Below are 24877 nucleotides of genomic sequence, written 5' to 3' on the forward strand. Positions count from 1 at the left end.
GAAAGATGAAAGTAAAGAGGGTCAGCGAGAGGCGCTGACCCGATGAGTATTACAGCACGCAACCCAGGGTCTGGCGCAAATACGCCCCTGCCCCCAGCAGGCCTGGTTGATCGTGCGTGATCAGATAAACCGGAATATCGCGGACGTAATCACGAAAACGTCCTTTATCTTCAAAGGCCGCCCGAAAACCAGATACTTTAAAGAATTCAAGGAAGCGGGGCACGATGCCACCTGCGATGTAGACGCCACCAAAGGTGCCAAGATTGAGTGCCAGATTGCCACCGAAACGCCCCATGATGACACAAAACATCGCAAGAGCCCTTCGGCAGTCGGTGCAGCTGTCTTCCAGCACGCGTTGTGATACATCCTTTGGCTTAAGGTTTTCGGGTATACGCTGGTCGGATTTTACAATCGCCCGATAAAGATTGACCAGGCCCGCACCGGACAAAATACGTTCCACAGAGACATGACCAAGTTCCGCACGCAATACCTCAAGGATTTGATCTTCTTCGTCGCTGTTGGCCGCAAAATCTACATGTCCTCCCTCGCCCGGCAGGCTGACCCAGCGTTGGTCAACGTGAATCAAGTGAGAAACACCGAGGCCCGTTCCCGCACCATAAATCGCTACCGGCTTATCCTTGATGGCCTCTTTGCCACCAAACTGCATCACATCTTCGCTAGTCAGCATGGGGATAGCCATCGAAACGGAGGTAAAGTCATTGATGATTTCCAGATGTTCAAAACCAAGGGCGGATTTCATTTTACTGGTCGAGAACGCCCAGTCATGGTTGGTCATCTCAACCCAATCCCCGGTTATCGGGCAGGCTATGGCGATGCAACCATCATTAATATCCTGCTTTTGCTCATCCAGATAGGTGCGAATTACCGCTTCGAGATTATCATAATCCGATGTGGAGAACGTTTTGGCTTGTGAAATAGCACCGTCCTCAACATCACACAGTGCAAGGCGGGCATTGGTCCCACCAATATCACCTACCAAAGCATAATTAGTCATTATAGTTTTACTCCGCTTACGTCGTTAAGACACATCATAAATTTCCCCTACGCAAACAACAATATCCGCCCCGCATCGGCGACTCCCATATTCGTAAAATGTATTATTTCCTAAGGGCATCAATCTGAATTCTGTGGTAATTATATACGCCTAGTTTATGCAGGGCTGGCTGTAATCAGCTAACCAGTATGAAGCCTACCAGGTAACATGATATGGCAGGTTTTGCCCCTGCTGCACGCTGCAGGTAAATTCGACGCTTTACCAGGTGGTAAATACCGGGTTTTAGCGCAGTGTAAACAATCACGCTCTTTATATGTATGAAAGTCTCGTACGATGTAGTGCTTCAGGCCTCCCACCAGGCCGTGGGCAGATTGTCATACAGGAGATAAAAACATCTGCTCTGAGAAGCCAGGCATATCAGGCCATGCGGGATGAATAGCTTCACAGCGGTTAACGAGATAGCAGGCTTAACGATGGCTGTTAAGCCTGAAAAATGGTAAAACTTCCTGAATAATAGAACCCTGGAAAAGGATGCAAATCGCGTTATTGTGCAGTGTAAAAGCGAGCAGCGCTTCCGATTTCGCAAGTCCAGCTAACGGGAGTGAACTTCTCGTTATGTTTTTCTCCGCCCTCGGTGCCTGATGTGGGGTACCGTTTGGTTTCAACAATCAGGTGGTTATCAGGCATCACTTTGTAACGCGTAAATTCGACTTCCGGTATACCGTCTTTGTCGCTCAACCGCTGATGATAATCAGAGAAAATAATATATTTATCATTCGGAATGAGGAAACTGGCGATGTGCAGCCCCCCGATCATATTGATGCTACGAGGCTTACCCTCGCGCTGTCCCTGGCAATGGTCAAAGGTAGTTACCATCGTTACCGCTTTACCGGTGCTCAGTGCAGATTTTATTGCCTGATAATCGTTGAGAGTGTCAGGCGATGCGGCAAGAACAGCGACCAGACAGCAGCTTAAGCCCGCCAGCACAGCTGAAAAAAGTATTTTCTTAACCATAAAAGTACTTATCTCCATTAATGAGAACGTCTTGTTCATAAAATTACACAAAGAAATTAACTTAAAATACTTTTATTTTACAATAACTACAGGGCAATTCGGGTCGTGACGCAGATTTATTGATAATGATGAAGAGTAAGATACCAACCGATGATCTTATCGTGCATTTCCTCTGACTTAGAAAAGCAAATTGTTCTGCGGGTCAGTCGTTTGATATGTGTGCTAAGATTAAGATTATGCCGTTCTATCCGTTGGGTATATTTCTTGCTCACCACGTGGCCTGTTGCACTTAACAGAACTTTATAAACCGGCCACGCATCTGTCATATAAAAGGCAATGTTAAATTTGCTTAACAGGGCCAGCAATTGTCGCAGGGTCGGGGCATTTCTCGGGCCGAAGACATGGGCCAGAGCACGTTTGCGGATACGGTCATAAGCATAGAACAACCACCGGGGATTGCTTTTACACCGCACGTAAGACCATTGTTCACCGGCTTCACAGCAGATAACAACCTCCGTTTCGGGGTCGATATTCTCAGCTACCTGCTTTGGCGAAATTTTTTTACGTGCCGCAGAACCGTATTGAGGCTGATACCGAGAACCCGTGCGGTATCGCGACATCCGTAACCATTCATGGCCATATTAACAATGGTCTGGTGTGTGTCTGGTTTGGCACCGGAGTAGCTAAAGTTGAGCTGAAAGGTCTTTGAACAATGCTTGCAGATGTAACGTTGGGCACCGGATGCTGAATGTCCGTTACATCGTACAGCATGAGTTTCATTGCACTGAGGGCAGACGACATCAACTTTAGCCATATGTTACATCCAAAGCGCAAAGCATACGTGTTCAGCAAGTCTGCGTCACGACCGCAATTCGGATCAAAAAAAGACCAGCACAGGACTTATGTTGCAAAGCTGATGACCTGACTCAAGGCAGAGACCGGAAAGATGCATGCAGAACGTGTTTTTTCTGAGATCGGGTTTTTTACTGAAAAATACAGGTGAGTTATTATGGAATTTATCCGTTTTACTACACTGTGCTAATTACCGTGTCAGTGATTTTTAACAGCCATACTTTGACGATTGACAGGTTTAAAAGGCAGGCTGCCTATGCCATTATTACACGTAAAGAGATTCACACCTCAACGCTATCATAATAAATTAGCACACGACGTTACGAGCAATTATTTATATTAAAGAACGCAAACGCATACCAATGGATATCTTTGCAAGGTTGAAACTACTTCTGACAGGGCAATCTGTTTTACCTTGCCCCTAAATAATCGCGTCTGTGTAGTGGTCAACAAAAGCTGTCCACAGTTTTAGAGTTTTTCCAGAACCGCTGTTCTGATTCGTTCGGTGTCATTCCACCATTATATTGATGGGGCCGGAGATGACTGTAATAACCTGTTATGTAATTCGTGATGCTGCGTTGTGCTTCACTGGAATGACTGTGGCCGGTGTCTGGTATCCATTCCGTTTTAAGGCTGCGGAAGAAGCGTTCCATCGGGCTGTTATCCCAGCAGCTACCCCGTCGGCTCAAACTTTGTTTAATCTGGTATCGCCATAATAGTTGTCTGAGATGAGTGCTTGTATAATGGCTTCCCTGATCCGAATGGAACATGACGTTTGCCGGTTTATTTCTTCGCTCCCATGCCATTGATAATGCTTTGCCAGTCAGCGATGAATCGGGGAAAGATGACATCGCCCAGCCAACAGGATTACGTGCAAATAAGTCCGGAACAACGGACAGATATGCCCAACGTGTCCCCGTCCAGATGTAAGTCACATCGCCGCACCAGACCTGATTTGGTTCATTCACGGCAAACTGACGTTGCAGGTGGCTCGGGATCTCAACATGTTCTTTTGATGTCTTTTTATAGCGGTGTCCGGGCTGCTGGCAACTGATAATATTCAGTTCTTTCATCAGTTTTCCTGCGTGCCAGCGGCTAAGACGCGTACCTTTCGCCGTGACCATGGCAGCGATATTACGTGCACCCGCAGAGCCATTGCTGGCGTGGTGAGCTTCCCGAACAAGACTCAGTAATGCCACACGTGAGGCATCGGGAGTTTTCGGCTTACGCCAGTATTTATAACTGCTGCGATGAACCCCGAACACGTTGCATAAAATGGCAACAGGAAACCGCTTCCTGAGTTTCTCAACTAACGAGAATTTTTCAGGGAGTCTGACATCAAGAGAGCGGTAGCCTTTTTTAAGATATCGTTTTCCATTGCAATGCGTTGTATCTGTTTTTTTAGCTCACGCATCTCGAGTTGTTCCGGTGTCATGGGCATTGCATCAGGCGATTTCCCTGCCCGTTCGTCCTTGAGCTGGCGAACCCATTTATCCATCGTGGAAACACCGACGTTCATAGCTCTGGCAGCATTGGCAACAGAATAATTTTGGTCGAGTACGAGCTGTGCAGCTTCAGGACGGTACTCAGGGCTGAAAGTTCTTCTGGTTCGTCCGGTCATAATGTCACCTGTTCTGACTGTGAGGTGATGATATCACCTCTTTTCAGGTGGACAGGTTTAGTGTGCCACTACACTTCCATATTAACCATTGTTTCTGCCCAGGCTCTGTTCCTGCCGCCCGACTGCATTATTGACAGCAATGCCGAATCCATAGCGTTTTCTCCTTTCCTTCAAAATTATGAAGTAGTGTTTTTTTGCGCCGGCTCAATACCTTGTCGCCATTCCTGTTTTTGACAATACTTTAAATCGTCTGGTTGGCGAATATACCACCACTCCATAAAAGTTGCAGTGAGATGAGAATTCACTGAAAAGAGGACATATTGATTGTCGGTTATTCAGATGATTTATTTTATGAGCTTACTCCAGGATGGACTGGTATTCTGTGGCGTCTTCAATTTTTGCGCACGTATGGCTTTTTATGTTTGGCGCTATCGCGCTCCGATGCTAAACGTGTCATCTTCTGAATTCTTTTTACTACTGGTCAGAGTTCTTCCTTTAACCCATTCGGCACATCCTGAAAATAGCGCAGGAATCTCTACAACGGAGTCTTTCCATGCGCTGTCCCTTTGGCCATCTACAGGCCACGCATCTTTCTGCTGGAAGCGGGTAACAGCTTCGGACTTTTTGGCGACCACTGCGCCTGACGGTCCACCGGGTGAGCATTAAGCCGGGTAAGGTTATCTCGCTCGCGCCGTTTGCCGACTCGCACCTGCTGATGCGGGCCAGACCGGATGCGCTGATGGTCAGCGAAGAGGATCTGCCAGATATTGACGAGGACGGGGGCGATGACGACGATAAGGATGAAGAACGTGACGTGCCGGGCGAAATGGAAATTGCGGCCCGCCTGATGATAACCGGCGGTGAAGCTGCGGAGGAGGGGAGGATGACACGCCCTGACCGGGGGATGATCCGTGAGGCGATGATGATTGCTGCCCGTAAGGTGCATGAGGAGAACCGGCAGATGCTGCCGGAAGATTTGATGTTTGCGCTACAGAATATCGCCCGTGATGTCAGCATCGGGGAGGATGGTCGTGAGAAACGGACCGCCGCCCGGCGGGCGCGGGCGGAGGAGATGTCGGAAGCGCTGCGCATGTTTACCGAGAGCTTTGAGGGGGAGCTGTTCAACCGTCCGGGCACGCCGTGGCCGGAATCGGACATGACCATTGTCGACCCGGGTGCGCTGGCCCGCGAAGGCTACGAGGCTCAGATAGCGGTGATGTCTCTGCTCAACACCATCAATAATATCGCTGAACGGGAGCAGTACAGCGATCGCGACACCATCGTGCCCATCGATGAGGCGCATATCGTTACCGCCAGTCCGCTGCTGGGACCGTATGCCACCAAAATTGTAAAGATGTGGCGTAAGCTCGGCGCATGGCTGTGGCTGTTTACGCAGAACCTGGCCGACTTTCCCGATACGGCGAAAAAAATGCTGAACATGGCGGAGTGGTGGATCTGCCTGGTGATGCCGCCGGATGAGGTGGAGCAGATTGCCCGTTTTAAAACGCTGACCGACGAGCAGAAAACCATGCTGCTGTCGGCCACCAAACTCCCGAGGAAATATACCGAAGGGGTGATCCTCTCGCGCAAGGTACAGGCATTATTCCGTGCCGTGCCGCCCAGTCTCTGTCTGGCGCTGGGGATGAAGGAGAAAGAGGAAAAAGCCGAACGGCGTGACATCATGAACCAGATGCACTGTAGCGAACTGGAGGCGGCGTTCCACGTTGTACGCCGACTGGATGAAAGCCGTGGCCTGCATACTGAACAGAGGACAGCATGAAAAAACTGATTATGGAACCGCCGTCGGTCGTCCCTGACAGGGTGCTGATTGCCACCGTCATCTTTACTGTCCCGCCGCAGGGGCTGGCGTCAGTTGGTGAGTCTGACAGCGTGGCGCTGGGACAACTCCGGGAGGAAATACTCAGGCGACTGGAAAAACCGGTGCTGCTGTCGGCGTACCCACACCGGGTGGGGCGTCGCAGTTGTCTGGCGGTGCATCTGGAAGACAGCAGGGGCAGAACGCCGGATATTCTCATCACCGTCACCGGCAATACGCTGTGGCCGGGAGAAGGCGAGTTCAGGACCGGTATTCGCTGGAATATCTGCGTGCCGGATGCCACCGATATGCAGTGGGTGCTGAAGGAGATTGACCGGGTGGCCTGCGGCGGGGTGTGCAGTTAAGCGGGCCTGTGGGTTATGCGGGCAGCGCGGTTTGCTGGCTGCGTAAGCCTCAGGTTGCGGTTGCGGGCGGTAAAGAGCCCGCGTTCAGTTTGTCAGGATAGATTCAATTGTATGAGTCGCGACGTGATCTGACACCGGACCTTGCGAGGTTGAGGGTTGCCGGTTTTGATATGGGTGTCCAGTCCTTATACAAAACGCGAGGTCACCCCCATGCTTGATACTCACAATCCCATCATCAAACTCAGGAACTGGCTGCTGAAGGCGGCATTGACGCGCTGGTTAACCAGAACCGCCGGGGGTCCAACCTGACGAACCGCGCCGACGAAGCCACTGAACGCGCGGTTGTTGAATATGCCGTTGAGTTCCCGGCCCCCGGTCAGCACCGGACCAGTGATGAGCTGCGTAAAAAAGGCGTGTTTACCTCCGGCAGCGGCGTGCGCGCCATCTGGCAACGACACGACCTGGAGAACTTCCGTAACCGCCTGAAGGCGCCTGAGGAAAAGCTCGCCAGAGAAGGTATCGTGCTTACCTGTGTCCCAATCGCCGCGCTGGAGAAAAAGGCGGATGATGATGAGGCCAGCGGCGAAATCGAGACCACTCACCCGGGCTATCCCGGGTCGCAGGACACCTTCTGTGCTGGCGATCTGAACGGTGTGGGTCGTATCTGCCCGCAGACGTTCGTGGATACGTACCCGAAAGTGGCACGCTGCAAGCGGTATACGAGTAAAACGCCGAACACCGCCGCCGGGCTGCTAAATGATCGCGTACTGCCGTTCTGTGAGGCCCAGGGGCTGCCGGTGCTGAGAAGACTGACCGACAGGGGAACGGAGTACTGTGGTAAGGTGGAGCAGCATGATTACCAGCTTTATCTGGCCATCAACGATATCGACCATACGAAAACAAAGGCGATGTCCCCACAGACCAACGGCATCGGTGAGCGCTTCCATAAAACGATTTTGCAGGATTTTTATCAGGCCACGTTCCGCAAGAAGTCATATGGGGAGCTGGAGAGCCTGCAAACGGATCCGGACAACGGGTTGTGGCATGACAATAATGAGCGGGCTCATCAGGGAAAAATGTGCTGCGGGCGAACGCCAGTGGCCACGTTACCTGATGGAAAACGTGTCCGGGCAGAAAAGAATCTGAACCGGATGTAATCCGACAGACACCTGTATAAATAACCGGTAATGGTCAGATCAGGTCTGAGCTAATACAAATGATCATTGCCGCGCCAATTTCATTGGCAGAAGCAACGATGCTTTCTGCTGCCTCACCTGCTATCACCCTGCCTGAGGCAGTCACCCCCGCTCTCCGCAGCACAGACAGCGCCCGGCGCACCACCGCTTCAGCGGTATTCTGTTCATCAAGCGCACTGCCAAAATCACCCGGATCTTCACCTGCTTCTATCACTGACGTCGCTGTGGTATCCGCATAGCTGGCATCAATGCAGCATATGACTACCACCTGAGCTGCCAGTGCATTTGCCTGTTCAACAGCCCGCAAGGTCACTTTGCGCGCAATATCAGAATTATCGACCGCTACCAAAAGCGTTTGCATCCCCCCTCAGTCCCGTATGGACGCTTTACCTATTTCATTCACCAGCGCGTCTTTGCATTTCAGGATCTCTGTGCGATAGCGCGCCTCATGCTGCTGAAAACGACCAGAAGGAACCAGTAAACTGACAGAATAGCGTCCCAATATGGTATCAATGGCAACCGCCATCGTGGAAATCCCTTCCAGCGTTTCGCCCCGACCGTAAGACACCCCGGTACGACGAATCTGCTCCAGGTGTTCAAGCAGTTCGGAAAACGATTTCACCATAGAATCGGTGATAGCGTCAAAATCGTTTCCTACCAACGCCTTCACCTGCCGATCGCTTTCCAGTGCCAGTAAGGCTTTGCCTCCTGATGTGCTACAAAGCGGCAAATGAAGCCCGATACGCGGCACCACCCGCAGTTCACGGTCAGCAACCACGTAATGCACAATAGCCAGCTGCAAACCACTGGCACGGGCAAGGGTGACCGTTTCCGCCGTAGCGTCGCTCAACGCCTGCAGCCACGGTTGAGCAATGGCCACCACATCGGTGTGAACGGTTGCAATTAGCCGTAAGAGTGCCGGCCCGAGCCTGACTCCGCTGGCTCCCGAGCTGCGTACAAGCTGAACAGAGTCCAGAGCTGCAACAATGCGTTGAACGGTGGAACGCGGCAAATCAACAGCCTGGGCAATCTCCCCAAGGCTCATGCCATCAGGACGATTTCCTAGTGCATTCAGTATGTTAGCGGCGCGAGATATAACCTGAATGCCGCCACTGCGTTCATCGTCGCGCACACCTGAGGATTCAGTCATAAGGCTTCCTTACTTGCATCAGACCATTATGGTAGCACTCTTTTCTGTGTTGTAGCACAGTGTACCGCATTGCAATACACTTATTCGCAGGATAGTATTAGCGCGGAAAATCTCATCATACGATACAGTGCATCACTTATTTGCCCTACAGAGCAGCCACTATGACAACTCAGACTACCGCCGCACATCCCTTTACTCTGCGCCTCGCCCTGGGTTTGATCGGTGTATTGATCGCGGCGCTCACTTCCTGTTTAAATGATCGGGTAACTGATATAGCACTGGTCGATATTCGTGCGGCTACGGGGTTTGATTACGATGGTGCCAGTTGGATAACGTCATCTTACCAGGCCGCAGAAGTTGCCGCGATGATGATTGCTCCATGGTTTGCCGTAACTTTCTCACTACGCGGTTTTGCGCTGGCTGTATCCTGTGGTTTTGCCATTACTGGCGCACTGCAACCCTTTGCTCCCTCTCCATTTTTGTTTATCGCCCTGCGTGTCATTCAGGGTATGTTGGGCGGGGCGCTGCCGCCTCTGCTGATGACCGTCGCACTGCGTTTTTTACCGCCCGGTATCAAACTTTATGGACTGGCCGCTTATGCCCTTACTGCCACATTTGGGCCAAATATTGCTGTATCACTCGCTGCTTTCTGGACGGACACCGTTGGCTGGCAGTTTGTATTCTGGCAGGTTATTCCTCCCCTTTGCGTTGCCAGCCTGATGATAGCCTTGGGACTGCCTCAGGACCCAGTACGGCTCGAGCGTTTTCGGCAGATCGATTTAGCTGGCATGTTGACCGGTTGTAGCGGTATTGCCCTGATGATTCTTGCCCTGACACAGGGAGAAAGGCTCGACTGGTTCAGTTCGCCGCTGATTGTCACCCTACTGCTTGCATCAAGTGTTCTGCTGATGGTGTTCTTAATTAATGAATGGTTTCATCCGCTCCCCCTTTTTAAACTGCAATTGCTGGCACGCCGTAATCTGACGCACGGGTTGCTAGCCTTGGCAGGAATACTGCTGGTAACGCTTTCTGGTTCTGTCTTACCTTCAGCCTATTTCTCTCAGGTCGCGGGGTTTCGCAGCAGTCAGTTTGTTCCACTGGCACTCACAGTCGGTGTACCACAGTTGCTTTTAGCCCCTCTATTGGCCGCCTTGCTCAATCGTCGATGGATTGACAGTCGCTGGATGCTTTGCTGTGGTGCGGCATTATTGTGCCTCTCCTGCCTGTCAGGCATGTACATAACCAGTGACTGGGCACGGCAGAATTTTTGGCAAATTCAGCTGTTGCAGGCCGTGGGCCAGCCAATGCTGATTCTGCCTGTGCTGATGAGTTCCACCAGCGTGATCCATCCGACGGAGGGGCCCTACGCGTCGGCTATGTTTAATAGCGTTCGAGGGTTTGCCAGCATTGGAGCTGGTTCTCTGATTGAGAACTTTCTGACGCATCGGGAGAAATTCCACTCATTTACCTTACTCGACAGACTGGATAATCAGCCCTGGCGTATAACCGCAGAAAACAGCAGCGACGCGGGGGGTATTAAACCATTGCTTGCGGATGGTTCAGCAAGCTCGGTCGAAAACTTAGCCCATTTTAGTACACTAATTAAGCATCAAGCGGTGATTCTTAGCATCAGCGATACGTATTTAGCCATTGCCTGTTTCACGGTGGTGCTGGTGCTGTTTACCCTCTGGCTGCCCCGCCGGGTTTATCCTCCTCAGACGCTTATACACCCTGTAACCACCACGAGATCATAATCATGCGCTTAACTCCCACCAGACGAATTATAACGCTGGCCTTGATGATACTGCTGGTGCTGGCAGCCATACTTTTTGTCTGGTCAGGTATGCACCTCCGTCAAAACAGTACGGAAGACGCAGTTATCATGGCTGATTACACCACCGTGGCACCAAAGGCATCAGGCTATATTCATGTTGTGAGCGTGAGTGATAATCAGCACGTCGAAGCAGGCCAGCTGCTGGCGACATTGGACGATAGGGATTATCGCGTTGCGCTGGAGAGCGCTGAAGCCAATTTAAAAATCAGTGTAGCAAAGCTGGCCAGCACTGAGGCCCAGCTCGAACAGCAGCAGGCTGTTATTGCACAAAGCGATGCTGCGGTCAGCGCCAGCCAGGCGGCGCTGGAATATGCCGGACAGAATGCCGGTCGTTATCGTCGTCTGCTGGTCAGCGGAACCGCGACCGCAGACGAACAACAAAAAACCGTCGCTACTATGCGCGAGGCCGCTGCAGCCCTTCATCAAAATGAGGCTGTAGCACTGTCAGCACGAAAAGAAGTGACCGTTTTACAAGCGGAGATAAGACAGGCTAAGGCAAATATTGCTGCCTCACAGGCAAGTGTCGATCAGGCTCGCCTCAACCTCTCATACACGCGTATCACTGCCCCGATTGCCGGTTTTATCGGACAGCGTTCGGCCCGCCCCGGTGCCTGGGTTTCAGCGGGTACGCGGTTGCTGGCCGTGGTTCCGTTACAACAAAGTTATGTATCAGCGAACTTTCTGGAAACGCAGCTCGACAATGTGCATACGGGACAGCCGGTTTCAGTTCGGGTGGATGCGTTGCCAGGGGTAATCTTACGCGGTCATATTGACAGTATTGCCCCGGCAACAGGTTCAACCTTTGCGGCCATTACCGCCGATAACGCGACGGGTAATTACACCAAGGTTGTTCAGCGTCTGCCGGTGAAAATTCTACTGGACCCCAATCAGCAGGATTTGGCCCGTTTACGCGTCGGGATGTCGGTCGTTCCAACAATCGAATTCCCCTGAATAAGTTAACTTCGTACAGCGATAACTTTATTTTACGATAAAGAGTCAGTAGATTAGCCCGCGATCCTGCCATGAACGACTTATGGCAAAGTAACCGTTTTGAATGCAACCACCTGGGTTCAATCGGTTTGAGTGAGACAGGTAGCAGGGAGTTTATCCGATGAAGTACGCGTTGATGGGAATATCTTTTATTTTACTTGTACTAGCTCAGACCTGATCTGACAGTTACCGGTTATTTATACAGGTGTCTGTCGGATTACATCCGGTTCAGATTCTTTTCTGCACAAACACGTTTTCCATCAGGTAACCTGGCCACTGGCGTTCGCCCGCCGCACATTTTCCCCTGATGAGTCCGCTCATTATTGTCATGCCACAACCCGTTGTCCGGATCCATTTGCAGGCTCTCCCGCTCCCCATATGACTTCTTGCAGAACGTGACCTGATAAAAATCCTGCAAAATCGTTTTATGGAAGCGCTCACCGATGCCGTTGGTCTGTGGGGACATCGCCTTCGTTTTTGTATGGTCGATATCGTTGATGGCCAGATAAAGCTGGTAATCATGCTGCTCCACCTTACCACAGTACTCCGTTCCCCTGTCGGTCAGTCTTCTCAGCACCGGCAGCCCCTGGGCCTCACAGAACGGCAGTACCCGATCATTTAGCAGGCCGGCGGCGGTGATTGGCGTTTTACTCGTATACCGCTTGCAGTGTGCCACTTTCGGGTACGTATCCACGAACGTCTGCGGGCAGATACGGTCGCCAGCACAGAAGGTGTCCTGCGACCCGGGATAGCCCGGGTGAGTGGTCTCGATTTCGCCGCTGGCCTCATCATCATGCGCCTTTTTCTCCAGCGCGGCGATTGGGGCACAGGTAAGCACGATGGCTTCTCTGGCGAGCTTTTCCTCAGGCGCCTTCAGGCGTTTACGGAAGTTCTCCAGATCGTGTCGTTGCCAGATGGCGTGCACGCCGCTGCCGGAGGTAAACACGCCTTTTTTACGCAGCTCATCACTGGTCCGGTGCTGCCCGGGGGCCGGGAACTCAACGGCGTACTCAACAACCGCGCGTTCAGTGGCTTCGTCGGCGCGGTTCGTCAGGTTGGGACCCCGGCGGTTCTGGTTAACCAGCGCGTCAATGCCGCCTTCAGCAGCCAGTTCCTGATAACAGTAGAAGGTGTCGCGTGACACGCCCGTGCTCTTGCAGGCTGTTGATACGTTACCGGGTTATTCGGCGAGATTGAGCAGGCCGGCTTTGTGTTTGATGATGGGATTGTGAGTATGGAGCATGAGGGTGACCTCGCGTTTTGTATAAGGATTCGACACCCATATCAGAACCGGTAACCCCCAACCTTGCAGGGTCCGGTGTCAGATCACGTCGCGACGAATAAGGCTTAACAAAAGAATCCCCCAAGCGTTGAAAGAAATATATATGAGCACCTCCCGTTTGCCAAACTTTGTACTTCATGACGGACAGGACGATTGCGGCTATATATCCGGTCTTTATGCAGCCGTGGAAGCGGCTGCTGACCCTAATTAAATCCGCTGACTCACGCCTCAATTACCTCTGCGAACCCGTGGTTCAATATTTCTTTCAGGCTTGGTGAGTCCCGGTCTGACCTGTTTTGTCATTACATACACTGCCTGTGCAACCTGTTGATATTCGCTTCTACGCTTAAGCCCTGAGGCTGCTTGTTGCAGACGCTTCAGGAGGGAGCGATGCCTCTCAGGTAAGGTCTGCCATGTGCCAGTACCGCCCATATCGTTCTGGCCATTTTGTTGGCCAGTGCCACGGAGACCACATTAATGGGACGCCGCGTCAGCAACGCAGGGACCCAGGGACCGGGTTCATTCGCGTTCTGTATGACGCTGTGGGCACCATTGACCAGCAGTTTTCGCAAATACTTGTTACCCCGTTTGCTGATCCCCAGTAGCTGGAGCTTTCCTCCAGCACCTTTCTGTCGCGGAACCAGACCGATCCACGCGGCAAATTCGCGACCTGATCGAAAGGCTTTTGCGTCGCCCATCGAGGCCACCGCGGCTGTTGCTGTCAGTAGACCCACGCCGGGAATGTCGCTGATGGCCTTTACGCCAGGCTCGTCTTTACTCAGTTCGCGTATCCGACGTTCTCAGTGTCGGTGATGCGTTTGTCTATCCGTTGTATCTCGTTCAGTTGTTCACGCAGGCTGTCGATCAGCACAGCAGGTAAGGCGTGTAAGAATGTCCGGTACAGACCGTAGCAGGCTGGCATACCCTTTTGCCATCACCTCACCGTACTCTGCCAGTAATCCGTGTAGTGCGTTGGTTTGCATCAGCCTGAACTTCATCAGTTGAGAACGTATCCGGTGCAGGGCCAGCATGGCCTGCTGCTCGGTTTTAACGGCCACCGCTTTGCCTGGCTGTTGTACGGCCGCCAGATGGCCTGTGCATCGGCAATATCGTTTTTGTTGCGGATATTGAAGGCCTTGACGAATTCGCCCGGTATCAGTTTGACCTGGTGGCCCAGTCGGGCCAGTTGCCTCGCCCGGTGATGAGCACCACCACATGCTTCCATGCCGATACAGCAGGGAGCCTGGTTGGTAAAGAACTCAAGAAACTTGGCACGCCGGATGGCCTTACTGAATATCTCCCCTGTTTCAGTATCCACGTAGTGGATCTGCATAACGTTCTTCGCAATGTCGACACCAACTGGCATAGGTTTCATCTCTCACTCCCTCCTGATTAATCGGGAAAGCATCAATGCATGCTTTTCAGATTGAGCACTGAGTCTTCGCGGGTCAGTGCTTTGGATCTCGGTATTGACCGAGGGAGGGAGGCGCTCATTTCATTACCTTTAGTTATCGGCGCTGGACGAAGGCGTACAAAATTTGTTTTTGTGCGTCTTCGTCAGCAGACAAGCCATTAACGACAGTTACGGGCGCAGCAGCGAATATCTACTTCTTATATATCTTTCAACATTGATCTTTTCAGGCATACCAACGAACCTACCCGTAAGAGGATAGCGAGACATAAGGATTATAATATCAAGTGGACTAAGTTTTTCATGGATGAATATTAATTCTGGAACCCACTTAGAGCCTGTCTCAACAGGACTTTATTCCAGACGATGAGACCACAGGCAAAATGCAACATGGCTTCGTAATTTTCGGTCTTCTTTCCCCATCTGATCAGGACCCGACGAAAGCGATTCATCCTGACCTGCTCCCCGTTGATTAATACAGCGCGATGTTAGTAATGTCTTCATAAGTCACATGAGGACATCCCCATGAAGAAGCGATTTTCCGACGAACAGATCATCAGTATTCTCCGCGAGGCCGAAGCCGGGGTTTCGGCCCGGGAACTCTGCCGCAAGCATGCTATTTCAGACGCTACCTTCTACACCGGGCGCAAGAAGTTTGGCGGCATGGAAGTCCCCGAAGTGAAGCGGCTCAAGTCACTTGAAGAGGAGAACGCCCGCCTCAAGAAGCTGCTCGCTGAAGCCATGCTGGATAAGGAGGCGCTTAAGGTGGCTCTGGGCCGAAAGTTCTGACGACAGACCAGAAGCGGGAAGCCGTGGAAGTCATGTGTGAGATAACGGGTCTGTCGCAACGTCGTGCCTGCAGGCTGGCCGGTCTGTCCCTTTCAACCTGCCGTTATTCGGTTCAGCGTCCGGCTGCTGACGCGCAACTATCTCTGCGTATCACAGAGCTGGCACTTGAACGTCGCCGATTTGGTTACCGGCGCATCTGGCAGTTATTGCGTCGGGAGGGCCTTCACGTCAACCACAAGAGGGTTTACCGCATCTATCACCTTAACGGTCTCGGTGTAAAACGCAGGCGACGCCGTAAGGGTCTGGCGACTGAGCGGCTTCCGCTTCTCCGCCCGGATGCGCCGAACCTGACATGGTCGATGGATTTTGTCATGGATTCACTTGCCAGCGGCCGCCGGATTAAGTGCCTGACCTGCGTGGATGATTTCACGAAGGAGTGTCTGACGATCACCGCCGCTTTCGGTATTTCAGGCGTTCAGGTCGCACGTATTCTGGACGGCCTCGCGCTGTTTCGCGGCTATCCGGCAACGATAAGAACCGATCAGGGCCCGGAATTTACCAGCCGTGCGCTCGAACAGTGGGCTTTTGAGCATGGTGTAGAACTGCGACTTATCCAGCCGGGTAAGCCAACACAGAACGGATTTATTGAGAGTTTTAACGGACGCTTTCGGGATGAATGCCTGAATGAGCACTGGTTCAGCGATATTCTTCATGCCCGGAAAATCATTAATGACTGGCGGCAGGATTATAACGAGTCCAGACCTCATTCATCGCTGAATTACCAGGCGCCGCTTGAATTTGCAGCATGCTGGCGAAACGGGAAACATGAAGAAAAACCAACCGACATTACTAACTGAAGGTTGTATCTAATACTGGGGGCAGGTCAGTTCAACCCCACCAGCACTGAAATCAAGTTTCAGCACTGGCGGGGTTTGTTATTGTAACAGCTTAATTGTCGAGTATCGAAACAACGTCACCCGTTCGCACATCAACACGGGCCGCTACGATCTGTTTGACCACTCCACCATAAGAATTAGTACCGCGAAACGTGGTTTTTACAATGGCATGTGGCTCTTTATTCAAAATCAGATGATAGACCGTTGAAACATGTTTATAAGAGGAATCATCATTCATGCTGGCTTTTATCATCTTCTCTAACGGACGATAAAAGCCGTCCCAACTGCTGAAATTATTTTTGAATGTATCAAGGTTAATTTTGTTATTCAGAGATTTTGGATCCCTCTCGAAGTCGTTGAAACAACACCCCAACACATCACCGAGTTTTAAATCATCATCTTTAGTAAAAGTGTATTCGCTCATACAGGCATAAAAAGCATCTGCAGCGCTGACCGGTACACTTTTAAAACCAACGTAATTATTAACGATATCGTGCCGAGTTTCTTTTGGCTCGTTACGATATTCTTTGAGGGTTTTATTTGCATACTCAAATGTGTATTAGTCGCGACTTGATCTGACACTGGACCTTGAAAGGTTGAGAGTTACCGGTTTTGATATGGGTGTCTAATCCTTAAACAAAACGCGAGGTAACTCTCATGATTCATACTAACAATCCCATCATCAAACACAAAGCCGGCCTGCTCAATCTCGCCGAAGAACTCGGTAACGTATCAAAAGCCTGCAAGATCATGGGCGTGTCACGCGACACGTTTTACCGTTATCAGGAACTGGCTGCTGAAGGCGGCATCGATGCGCTGATTAACCAGAACCGCCGCGTCCCCAACCTGAAGAACCGCGCCGACGAAGCCACTGAACGCGCTGTTGTTGAATATGCCGTTGAGTTCCCGGCCCACGGGCAACACCGGACCAGTAATGAGCTGCGTAAAAAAGGCGTGTTTATCTCCGGTAGCGGCGTGCGCTCCATCTGGCAACGGCACGACCTGGAGAACTTCCGTAAACGCCTGAAGGCACTTGAGGAAAAGGTCGCCAGAGAAGGCATCGTGCTTACCGACGCTCAAATCGCAGCGCTGGAGAAGAAGGCCCACGATGACGAGGCCAGCGGAGAAATCGAAACTGCTCACCCGGGTTATCTCGGGTCGCAGGACACCTTCTACGTGGGCAATCTGAAAGGTGTGGGTCGTATCTACCAGCAGACGTTCGTGGATACGTACTCGAAAGTGGCACACTGCAAGCTGTATACGAGTAAAACGCCGATCACCGCCGCAGACCTGCTCAATGATCGCGTACTGCCGTTCTACGAGGCTCAGGGACTGCCGATGCTGAGGATCCTGACCGACAGGGGAACGGAGTACTGTGGTAAGGTGGAGCAGCATGATTACCAGCTGTATCTGGCCATCAACGATATCGACCATACAAAAACGAAGGCGATGTCTCCGCAGACGAACGGCATCTGCGAGCGCTTCCATAAAACTATTTTGCAGGATTTTTATCAGGTTACGTTCCGTAAGAAGTTATACGAAGACCTGGAGAGCCTGCAAACGGATCTGGACAACGGGTTGTGGCATTACAATAATGAGCGAACTCATCAGGGAAAAATGTGCTGCGGGCGTACGCCAATGGCCACGTTACTTGATGGTAAACGAGTCTGGGCAGAAAAAAATCTGAACCAGATGTAATCTGACAGACACCTGTATAAATAACCGGTAACTGTCAGATCAGGTCTGAGCTAGTACAAATAATGGTACAACTGCTGTTTTCTCCACCACAGACCTGCCAGAGTGATTTTCCTCCATCTCCCTTAAAGGTCCAGATAGTGTTAGCCAGTGCACCATCCGGCGATGTCGCTGTTGCCATCGTCGGAGTCTGTTGCTGTGGCGTATCTTCTTGTATGTCACCGCGCAAGACTTTTGCTTCTGCGTCCCCGACGTCGCCAAACATTTTTTCCTCACCCCCGTTGTAATAAAAACCAGCAACAACATGTTCTGAGGGGATATACAGAATTTTCAAATAATGGTCACCACAGTTGCCTCGCTCACAGACAAAGCCCTGCAACCACTTCTCGCCACTAACATCCACGGGAAACAATCCACGGTCCGGGCCGTTCATTAAACCACGTCGTCCCAGTAATCCGTTAAGTCCTGCAGACTTCAGACTGTCATCGATATCTTTCTTAAAAACCGGGTCAGCGTCATAAACCTTGCCCAGAAAAGGGCATGCCCCGTATCCGTTCTTATTATTACCCGCATCTGGCTGGCAGCTCATTGCGTCTGCTGCAGTTTTGGCAACACCTGCTGCGCAGGCCTCAGCGGTAATAAGACAAAGCGTGGATATCAATATTGCTTGTTTTAATTTACGTAAAGTAACAGACATTATCAGTCCGACTCCATTCTGTTCCTGCAAAATAAACGGGCTCCGTGCAAAGCCCTGTAACAGACTTAATAGTCGGTCGTGACGCAGACTTGCTGATCACGTATGCTTTGCGCTTTGGATGTAACATATGGCTAAAGTTGATGTCGTCTGCCCTCAGTGCAATGAAACTCATGCTGTACGATGTAACGGACATTCAGCATCCGGTGCCCAACGTTACATCTGCAAGCATTGTTCAAAGACCTTTCTGCTCAACTTTAGCTACGCCGGTGCCAAACCAGACACACACCAGACCATTGTTAATATGGCCATGAATGGTTACGGATGTCGCGATACCGCACGGGTTCTCGGTATCAGCCTCAATACGATTCTGCGGCACTTAAAAAAATTTCGCCAAAGCAGGTAGCTGAGAATATCGACCCCGAAACGGAGGTTGTTATCTGCTGTGAAGCCGGTGAACAATGGTCTTACGTGCGGTGTAAAAGCAATCCCCGGTGGTTGTTCTATGCTTATGACCGTATCCGCAAACGTGCTCTGGCCCACGTCTTCGGCCCGAGAAATGCCCCGACCCTGCGACGATTGCCGGCCCTGTTAAGCAAATTTAACATTGCCTTTTATATGACAGATGCGTGGCCGGTTTATAAAGTTCTGTTAAGTGCAACAGGCCACGTGGTGAGCAAGAAATATACCCAACGGACAGAACGACATAATCTTAATCTTCGCACACATATCAAACGACTGACCCGCAGAACAATTTGCTTTTCGAAGTCAGAGGAAATGCACGATAAGATCATCGGTTGGTATCTTACTCTTCATCATTATCAATAAATCTGCGTCACGACCGAATTTTGCATAGACCACCTCACGCAGACTTCGGGTTGCCCGCAGCGGCTGGTATGTCCGTCGTCTGCGCAGCCATCAGCCAGGCAAGCGACAACAGTTCAGGCTCATCTGTGATGCTGCTGTCCGTAAGGCATTCACGGAGGCGAAACAGCGTTATGGTGCGCCACGTCTTGCTGATGAACTACCGGAGTACAACATCAAAACCATTGCCGCCAGCCTCCGTCGTCAGGGGCTGCGGGCGAAAGTTACCCGGAAGTTCAGCCTGGTCAGCTACCGTGAACATGGTCTGCCTGTATCAGATAATCTGCTGAATCAGGACTTCAGCGTCAGCGGCCCGAACTAAAAATGGGCAGGAGACATCACGTATCTCCGTACAGACAAAGGCTGGTTATACCTGGCGGTGGTCATCGACCTGTGGCCGCGGCGGTTATTGTCTGGCCAATGTCACCGCGTATGACGGCACAGCTTACGTGTGATGCATTGCAAATGGCGATCTGGCGGCGTAAACGCCCGGAAAATGTTATTGTTCACACGGTTCGTGGAGGGCACTACTGCTCATCGGATTATCAGATCTTACTGAAACAGCATAATCTGCGCGGGAGCATGAACGCAAAAGGCTGCTGTTATGGTAATGCCTGCGTGGAATGTATTCACGGAGAAAGCTTTGCCAGCCGGGAAATAATGCGGACGACTGTGTTTAATTATATCGGATGCGATTACAATCGCTGGCGTTACCACAGTGCTTGTGGAGGACTCAGCCCGGAACAATTTGAAAGCCATCACCTCGTTTAGGGCCATGTCCATATTACGAGGGTAGCCGCCAAAAGGATGATATCTCTTTGAAAATGCATACCTTTAAATACGTTCATGAGTAACTTTACTGGTGAAAATGGAAGTAAAGCCTATCAGCGATAGTAATGTTTGTAACAGAGCCATTTGTCAGCGTAAAAGGTAAAATAAGGTATTATTATCTGTGCTGAAAAAAATTCAGAACGTAAACTTTAAGGACTTACATGAAATCAATATCCAGTATAATTCTGTTACCATTCCTGCTCTGTGGGTGTTCTTCCCATTGGATAAAAAACAGAGCAACCGCTGAAGATTTCTTAACAGCAAAAACATTTTGCGAAGCTCAGGCAGAAAACAAATTCCCCGTTAAAAATGAAGTAGCGCAGAAAACGATATACTCGAAGAAATATGAAAAATGCAAAAAAAATGATGACTGCGAAGGGAAAAAATATAAAACCACTGAAAGACCAGAGACTCAAAGTTATGTAATGGATGTAAATGATGACAGTCGAAGACGCAGTTTTTACCAGTGCATGAGTATAAAGGGATGGGAAAAAGAAACAAAGTTCATGTAGAAATAGAGGGAAAGGGGACCCTGTAAATAATTCTGTGTATCTGCCACCGTATTAAAGGTGATCGCTCAGGCGGTCACCAAACTCGATAATAAAGTGTACTAGCTCAGACCTGATCTGACAGTTACCGGTTATTTATACAGGTGTCTGTCAGATTAAATCTGGTTCAGATTTTTTTCTGCCCAGACTCGTTTACCATCAAGTAACGTGGCCATTGGCGTACGCCCGCAGCACATTTTTCCCTGATGAGTTCGCTCATTATTGTAATGCCACAACCCGTTGTCCAGATCCGTTTGCAGGCTCTCCAGGTCTTCGTATAACTTCTTACGGAACGTAACCTGATAAAAATCCTGCAAAATAGTTTTATGGAAGCGCTCGCAGATGCCGTTCGTCTGCGGAGACATCGCCTTCGTTTTTGTATGGTCGATATCGTTGATGGCCAGATACAGCTGGTAATCATGCTGCTCCACCTTACCACAGTACTCCGTTCCCCTGTCGGTCAGGATCCTCAGCATCGGCAGTCCCTGAGCCTCGTAGAACGGCAGTACGCGATCATTGAGCAGGTCTGCGGCGGTGATCGGCGTTTTACTCGTATACAGCTTGCAGTGTGCCACTTTCGAGTACGTATCCACGAACGTCTGCTGGTAGATACGACCCACACCTTTCAGATTGCCCACGTAGAAGGTGTCCTGCGACCCGAGATAACCCGGGTGAGCAGTTTCGATTTCTCCGCTGGCCTCGTCATCGTGGGCCTTCTTCTCCAGCGCTGCGATTTGAGCGTCGGTAAGCACGATGCCTTCTCTGGCGACCTTTTCCTCAAGTGCCTTCAGGCGTTTACGGAAGTTCTCCAGGTCGTGCCGTTGCCAGATGGAGCGCACGCCGCTACCGGAGATAAACACGCCTTTTTTACGCAGCTCATTACTGGTCCGGTGTTGCCCGTGGGCCGGGAACTCAACGGCATATTCAACAACAGCGCGTTCAGTGGCTTCGTCGGCGCGGTTCTTCAGGTTGGGGACGCGGCGGTTCTGGTTAATCAGCGCATCGATGCCGCCTTCAGCAGCCAGTTCCTGATAACGGTAAAACGTGTCGCGTGACACGCCCATGATCTTGCAGGCTTTTGATACGTTACCGAGTTCTTCGGCGAGATTGAGCAGGCCGGCTTTGTGTTTGATGATGGGATTGTTAGTATGAATCATGAGAGTTACCTCGCGTTTTGTTTAAGGATTAGACACCCATATCAAAACCGGTAACTCTCAACCTTTCAAGGTCCAGTGTCAGATCAAGTCGCGACTAATACAAATAAAGCGACTCATTGCCAGCCGCCAGTTCTGGATCGGCATACTCCATTTTTTCGAGGCCGACTGGATTGCCAGATATATCACCTTGCGCACTGAGTCATCTGTCGGGAACACTTTGCGTTTCTTTATCGCTGCCCGGATAACGCTGTTCAGCGACTCGATGGCATTCGTGGTGTAGATAGCCTTACGTATATCTGGTGGATAACCAAAGAACGTATTGAGATTTTCCCAGTGTGCACGCCAGCTTTTGCTGATTTGCGGATATTTGTCGTCCCAGACATCAGCGAACTTATCCAGGGCCATCAGCGCTGCTGCTTCTGTCGGAGCCTGATAAACCGCTTTCAGACCGCCAGTAACGGCTTTATAGTCCTTCCATGACACGTATTTCAGGCTGTTGCGTACCATGTGAATAATGCACAACTGGATATGCGTCTGCGGGTACACGCTGTTTATCGCATCCGGAAAGCCCTTAAGGCCATCCACGCAGGCAATCAGGATATCCTGGAGACCTCGATTCTTCAGCTCAGTCAGCACGCTGAGCCAGAACTTCGCACCTTCATTTTCTGCGAGCCACATGCCCAGTAATTCTTTCTGGCCTTCGGTGTTAATACCCAGAGCAAGGAATACGGCTTTGTTAATTACAGTGCCACTGTGGCGAACTTTTACGACAATACAGTCAAGATAAACAATGGGATACAGAGCATCCAGCGGACGGTTTTGCCACTCAGATACCTGCTCTTTCACCGCATCAGTGACTTTCGATATCAGCGTGGGTGAGACGTCCGCATCGTACATTTCTTTGAAGGTGGCGACAATCTCCCGGGTGGTCATGCCTTTTGCATACAACGACAGGATCTGACTGTCCATCTGCGTAATACGTGTCTGATTTTTCTTAATAAGCTGAGGTTCGAAGGTGCTTTCACGATCACGTGGTGTACTGATTTCAATCTCACCATCGTCGCACAACAACGTTTTTGACGAATAACCATTGCGGGTATTTGAGCCTGTTTTGGGTGCGTTCTTTTCGTGTCCGATGTGGTCAGTCAGCTCAGCATTGAGCGCAGTTTCAACTGTAAGCTTCGTCAGCATGCGGGAAAACTGGTTGAGATCGGCTTCGGTTTTCAGCCCCTTAGCCAGTTCAGCCGCAAGGGCTTTGAGTCTTTTTTCGTCCATAATTACCTGTCTCCGTTATCGAAATGAAGATATCAAAAACAGGCAGATACACAATTTAAATTACAGGCTCGGAAAGGGTTCTGTCGCATTAACAGCAGCTGTACCAGCTCAGGCCTGATCTGAGACCCTGTACACGATTCTGTGTAAATGCCTTTTCTCAGTAGTGACCGTCCAGGCGGTTAATGCTGGTCACTTAAGGTGACCAGCAACCTTTTTATCCGGATATTTCCTGCTCTTTACCCTCAACTCTCTCGGGTAACTTCGCTCTCTTCTACCCGGTAACACAAGCCATTTCGCCTGTTCATACAGGGTTCTCAGTTCTCCCGGCATTTTTCCCGGCGAAGCCCAGGGCAGGGTTATCAGCATCCGGATTATTTCGCTTATCGCTCCACTGAAGCTCAGCTGGTAAGGCAGGTAATCTCCTTTCAGATGGAACGCCATCTGCACCATCTGATATCGCACCAGGTTATAAGCCAGCAGTACCCCCCATAGCTCCTGTCTCACCAGCTCCGGCAGGCGACTGCGTAATGTCCACCGGCTGTCCAGCATACCCTGCTTTGCTTCCCGGTAGCCCAGTTCTGTTTCCCAGCGGTGGCGATATAGCTCGCTGATATCTTTACCCGGATAGCGATTCGGGTCTGTCAGTGACGTCAGCACCTGCCTCTCTTTACCGTCTACCCTGCGGGTCAGCAGTCTTGCCACCATTTCTTCCGGGACCCCTGGCCATTGCTTCCTGGCTCGTGGACTGGTTTTCAGGCATATCAGTTCATCTCCACGCCCCAAACGGCGAACCACCTGATACTGTACGTGTTTTTTCAACGGCAACAACCAGTGACGGTGTTCTCCTGCTGTCTGCCAGTGATGAAGCAGACCCATCGAATAAAATCCCTTATCGAACAGGGTGATACTGTTATTCGGGGTTTTCTCCGTCAGGTGCTCAGCCAGCCGCATTTCACTGACTTTTTCACTGTCGAATGCACTGGCGGCGATCAGATGGCTGCTCAGCTCCATCAGACAAACCATTCGCACCTGAGGATAGCCGCCTTCGCCGTACTGGCTGCTGTGTTTACTGAAGACGGCTCTGTTTTCCGGCGTATCGGCGGTACGCCAGACCACGCCGTCGACAGCAAACAGATTCAGACCGTGCCATTTTGGATGTGCAGCCTGCTGATTCCAGTGCTGCTGTGTGATATCAAAAAGCTCCCGCACTGCATTTTCACCCAGAGTCTTACGGCGCTGAATGACAGCGCTGCGTGCGGTAAAAGGAGCTCCGGTCCGGTCAGTAATATCCATCAGATTGACGATTTCGGTCATCGGACGATCGCAAAAAATGGACATCCCAACGACAAGCCAAATCATGGATTCGAGGGAAAGTTTACGTTTACGCAAAGTAACGGTATCGGTCAGGGTGAGCGCCTGCTGAATAAGCTCGGGAGGAATAAGGTCGGCGAGACTACGGGCGCGCTCAGGAGTGGCGGCATTGATGATGCCGAGGGCCTGGGAAAGTTCCATTTAAAAAGGGTTCCATGATGAACATAGAACCCTTTTTACCGCATAAACCGGATCGGTCAACCGATCCTTA

16 protein-coding genes and 7 pseudogenes are annotated in these 24877 nt (G+C 50.9%); 10 read left to right on the top strand and 13 right to left on the bottom strand.

Going from position 1 to position 24877, the window contains the following annotated elements; genetic code table 11:
• Positions 1-49: 49 nt before the first annotated feature.
• The 4 genes from glk to LU633_RS19635 all read right to left on the bottom strand — a co-directional run bounded on the left by glk (position 50) and on the right by LU633_RS19635 (position 4502).
• Complete coding sequence (glk, locus tag LU633_RS19615) at positions 50-1015, bottom strand: glucokinase (protein WP_016192053.1); 966 nt, start codon at positions 1013-1015, stop codon at positions 50-52.
• Between the two features lie 543 nt (positions 1016-1558).
• Positions 1559-2029: a VirK family protein gene (locus LU633_RS19620; RefSeq protein WP_016192054.1), complete on the bottom strand. Its 471-nt coding sequence runs from the start codon at positions 2027-2029 to the stop codon at positions 1559-1561.
• A 116-nt stretch (positions 2030-2145) separates the two neighbouring features.
• Positions 2146-2843, bottom strand: a protein-coding gene (locus tag LU633_RS19625) for an IS1 family transposase (RefSeq protein WP_325175730.1) whose coding sequence is annotated in 2 segments (ribosomal slippage) — positions 2146-2594 and positions 2594-2843 — 699 coding nt in all. Because the reading frame shifts where the segments join, the coding sequence is not laid out codon by codon here.
• 484 nt (positions 2844-3327) lie between these two features.
• Positions 3328-4502, bottom strand: a protein-coding gene (locus LU633_RS19635) for an IS3 family transposase (protein ID WP_152664199.1) whose coding sequence is annotated in 2 segments (ribosomal slippage) — positions 3328-4247 and positions 4247-4502 — 1176 coding nt in all. Because the reading frame shifts where the segments join, the coding sequence is not laid out codon by codon here.
• A gap of 566 nt (positions 4503-5068) precedes the next feature.
• Here LU633_RS19635 and LU633_RS19640 point away from each other — a divergent pair.
• From LU633_RS19640 to LU633_RS19650, 3 genes and pseudogenes are all read left to right on the top strand, one after another.
• A pseudogene (locus LU633_RS19640) lies at positions 5069-6282 on the top strand (conjugative transfer ATPase); the annotation flags it as partial.
• Entirely contained in the window at positions 6279-6683 is a 405-nt protein-coding gene (locus LU633_RS19645; RefSeq protein WP_016192058.1) for a hypothetical protein, read from the top strand. The pseudogene LU633_RS19640 and the gene LU633_RS19645, both read left to right, overlap by 4 nt.
• Positions 6684-6916: 233 nt before the next feature.
• Positions 6917-7840: pseudogene (locus LU633_RS19650) on the top strand (IS481 family transposase); the annotation flags it as partial.
• Positions 7841-7898: 58 nt separating this feature from the next.
• Here LU633_RS19650 and LU633_RS19655 read toward each other — a convergent pair.
• Positions 7899-8240, bottom strand: a pseudogene (locus LU633_RS19655) (universal stress protein); the annotation flags it as partial.
• A gap of 6 nt (positions 8241-8246) precedes the next feature.
• Complete coding sequence (locus tag LU633_RS19660) at positions 8247-9029, bottom strand: IclR family transcriptional regulator (protein WP_016192063.1); 783 nt, start codon at positions 9027-9029, stop codon at positions 8247-8249.
• A 161-nt stretch (positions 9030-9190) separates the two neighbouring features.
• Between LU633_RS19660 and LU633_RS19665 the strand changes: the two genes are divergently transcribed.
• Together LU633_RS19665 and LU633_RS19670 are read left to right on the top strand one after the other, a co-directional pair.
• Positions 9191-10783, top strand: a complete 1593-nt coding sequence (locus LU633_RS19665; protein WP_016192064.1) for an MFS transporter — start codon at positions 9191-9193, stop codon at positions 10781-10783.
• A gap of 2 nt (positions 10784-10785) precedes the next feature.
• Positions 10786-11814, top strand: coding sequence for an HlyD family secretion protein (locus tag LU633_RS19670; RefSeq protein WP_016192065.1), 1029 nt, complete (start codon positions 10786-10788; stop codon positions 11812-11814).
• Positions 11815-12070: 256 nt separating this feature from the next.
• Here LU633_RS19670 and LU633_RS19675 read toward each other — a convergent pair.
• Both LU633_RS19675 and LU633_RS19680 read right to left on the bottom strand, forming a co-directional pair.
• A pseudogene (locus LU633_RS19675) lies at positions 12071-13096 on the bottom strand (helix-turn-helix domain-containing protein).
• 416 nt (positions 13097-13512) lie between these two features.
• Positions 13513-14510 (bottom strand): annotated as a pseudogene (locus tag LU633_RS19680) (IS110 family RNA-guided transposase).
• A gap of 561 nt (positions 14511-15071) precedes the next feature.
• Here LU633_RS19680 and LU633_RS19685 point away from each other — a divergent pair.
• Positions 15072-16192, top strand: a protein-coding gene (locus LU633_RS19685) for an IS3 family transposase (RefSeq protein WP_152664200.1) whose coding sequence is annotated in 2 segments (ribosomal slippage) — positions 15072-15330 and positions 15330-16192 — 1122 coding nt in all. Because the reading frame shifts where the segments join, the coding sequence is not laid out codon by codon here.
• 91 nt (positions 16193-16283) lie between these two features.
• Here the strand turns inward: LU633_RS19685 and LU633_RS19690 are convergent.
• Positions 16284-16787, bottom strand: a pseudogene (locus LU633_RS19690) (hypothetical protein); the annotation flags it as partial.
• A 101-nt stretch (positions 16788-16888) separates the two neighbouring features.
• Here LU633_RS19690 and LU633_RS19695 point away from each other — a divergent pair.
• Positions 16889-17929, top strand: coding sequence for an IS481 family transposase (locus LU633_RS19695; protein WP_046371791.1), 1041 nt, complete (start codon positions 16889-16891; stop codon positions 17927-17929).
• Between the two features lie 34 nt (positions 17930-17963).
• On the opposite strand, the gene LU633_RS19700 is transcribed toward LU633_RS19695, so the two are convergent.
• The gene (locus tag LU633_RS19700) at positions 17964-18623 is read right to left on the bottom strand and encodes a hypothetical protein (protein ID WP_082103774.1); all 660 of its coding nucleotides are present in this window, start codon (positions 18621-18623) and stop codon (positions 17964-17966) included.
• A gap of 127 nt (positions 18624-18750) precedes the next feature.
• Between LU633_RS19700 and LU633_RS19705 the strand changes: the two genes are divergently transcribed.
• The 3 genes and pseudogenes from LU633_RS19705 (at position 18751) to LU633_RS19715 (ending at position 20827) form a co-directional block, all read left to right on the top strand.
• Positions 18751-19448, top strand: a protein-coding gene (locus tag LU633_RS19705; protein WP_233481941.1) for an IS1 family transposase whose coding sequence is annotated in 2 segments (ribosomal slippage) — positions 18751-19012 and positions 19012-19448 — 699 coding nt in all. Because the reading frame shifts where the segments join, the coding sequence is not laid out codon by codon here.
• A gap of 37 nt (positions 19449-19485) precedes the next feature.
• Positions 19486-20255 (top strand): annotated as a pseudogene (locus LU633_RS19710) (IS3 family transposase); the annotation flags it as partial.
• Between the two features lie 221 nt (positions 20256-20476).
• Positions 20477-20827, top strand: a complete 351-nt coding sequence (locus LU633_RS19715; RefSeq protein WP_016192069.1) for a hypothetical protein — start codon at positions 20477-20479, stop codon at positions 20825-20827.
• 152 nt (positions 20828-20979) lie between these two features.
• Here LU633_RS19715 and LU633_RS19720 read toward each other — a convergent pair whose 3' ends face one another.
• The 3 genes from LU633_RS19720 to LU633_RS19730 form a co-directional block, all read right to left on the bottom strand.
• Positions 20980-22020, bottom strand: coding sequence for an IS481 family transposase (locus LU633_RS19720; protein WP_046372049.1), 1041 nt, complete (start codon positions 22018-22020; stop codon positions 20980-20982).
• A gap of 78 nt (positions 22021-22098) precedes the next feature.
• Positions 22099-23295 (bottom strand): IS256 family transposase, encoded by a 1197-nt coding sequence (locus LU633_RS19725; protein WP_046372050.1) that lies wholly within the window; start codon positions 23293-23295, stop codon positions 22099-22101.
• Between the two features lie 189 nt (positions 23296-23484).
• The gene (locus LU633_RS19730) at positions 23485-24807 is read right to left on the bottom strand and encodes an IS4 family transposase (RefSeq protein WP_046371900.1); all 1323 of its coding nucleotides are present in this window, start codon (positions 24805-24807) and stop codon (positions 23485-23487) included.
• Between the last annotated feature and the right edge of the window lie 70 nt (positions 24808-24877).

Source organism: Erwinia tracheiphila (assembly GCF_021365465.1).
Lineage (GTDB): Bacteria > Pseudomonadota > Gammaproteobacteria > Enterobacterales > Enterobacteriaceae > Erwinia > Erwinia tracheiphila.

Bases quoted from the DNA above. Each gene is read 5' to 3' on its own strand.
- LU633_RS19730 (WP_046371900.1), bottom strand. From the start codon at position 24,807: ATGGAACTTTCCCAGGCCCTCGGCATCATCAATGCCGCCACTCCTGAG.
- LU633_RS19670 (WP_016192065.1), top strand. From the start codon at position 10,786: ATGCGCTTAACTCCCACCAGACGAATTATAACGCTGGCCTTGATGATA.
- LU633_RS19620 (WP_016192054.1), bottom strand. From the start codon at position 2,029: ATGGTTAAGAAAATACTTTTTTCAGCTGTGCTGGCGGGCTTAAGCTGC.
- glk (WP_016192053.1), bottom strand. From the start codon at position 1,015: ATGACTAATTATGCTTTGGTAGGTGATATTGGTGGGACCAATGCCCGC.
- LU633_RS19700 (WP_082103774.1), bottom strand. From the start codon at position 18,623: ATGTCTGTTACTTTACGTAAATTAAAACAAGCAATATTGATATCCACG.
- LU633_RS19645 (WP_016192058.1), top strand. From the start codon at position 6,279: ATGAAAAAACTGATTATGGAACCGCCGTCGGTCGTCCCTGACAGGGTG.
- LU633_RS19720 (WP_046372049.1), bottom strand. From the start codon at position 22,020: ATGATTCATACTAACAATCCCATCATCAAACACAAAGCCGGCCTGCTC.
- LU633_RS19715 (WP_016192069.1), top strand. From the start codon at position 20,477: ATGAAATCAATATCCAGTATAATTCTGTTACCATTCCTGCTCTGTGGG.
- LU633_RS19660 (WP_016192063.1), bottom strand. From the start codon at position 9,029: ATGACTGAATCCTCAGGTGTGCGCGACGATGAACGCAGTGGCGGCATT.
- LU633_RS19725 (WP_046372050.1), bottom strand. From the start codon at position 23,295: ATGGACGAAAAAAGACTCAAAGCCCTTGCGGCTGAACTGGCTAAGGGG.
- LU633_RS19695 (WP_046371791.1), top strand. From the start codon at position 16,889: ATGATTCATACTAACAATCCCATCATCAAACACAAAGCCGGCCTGCTC.
- LU633_RS19665 (WP_016192064.1), top strand. From the start codon at position 9,191: ATGACAACTCAGACTACCGCCGCACATCCCTTTACTCTGCGCCTCGCC.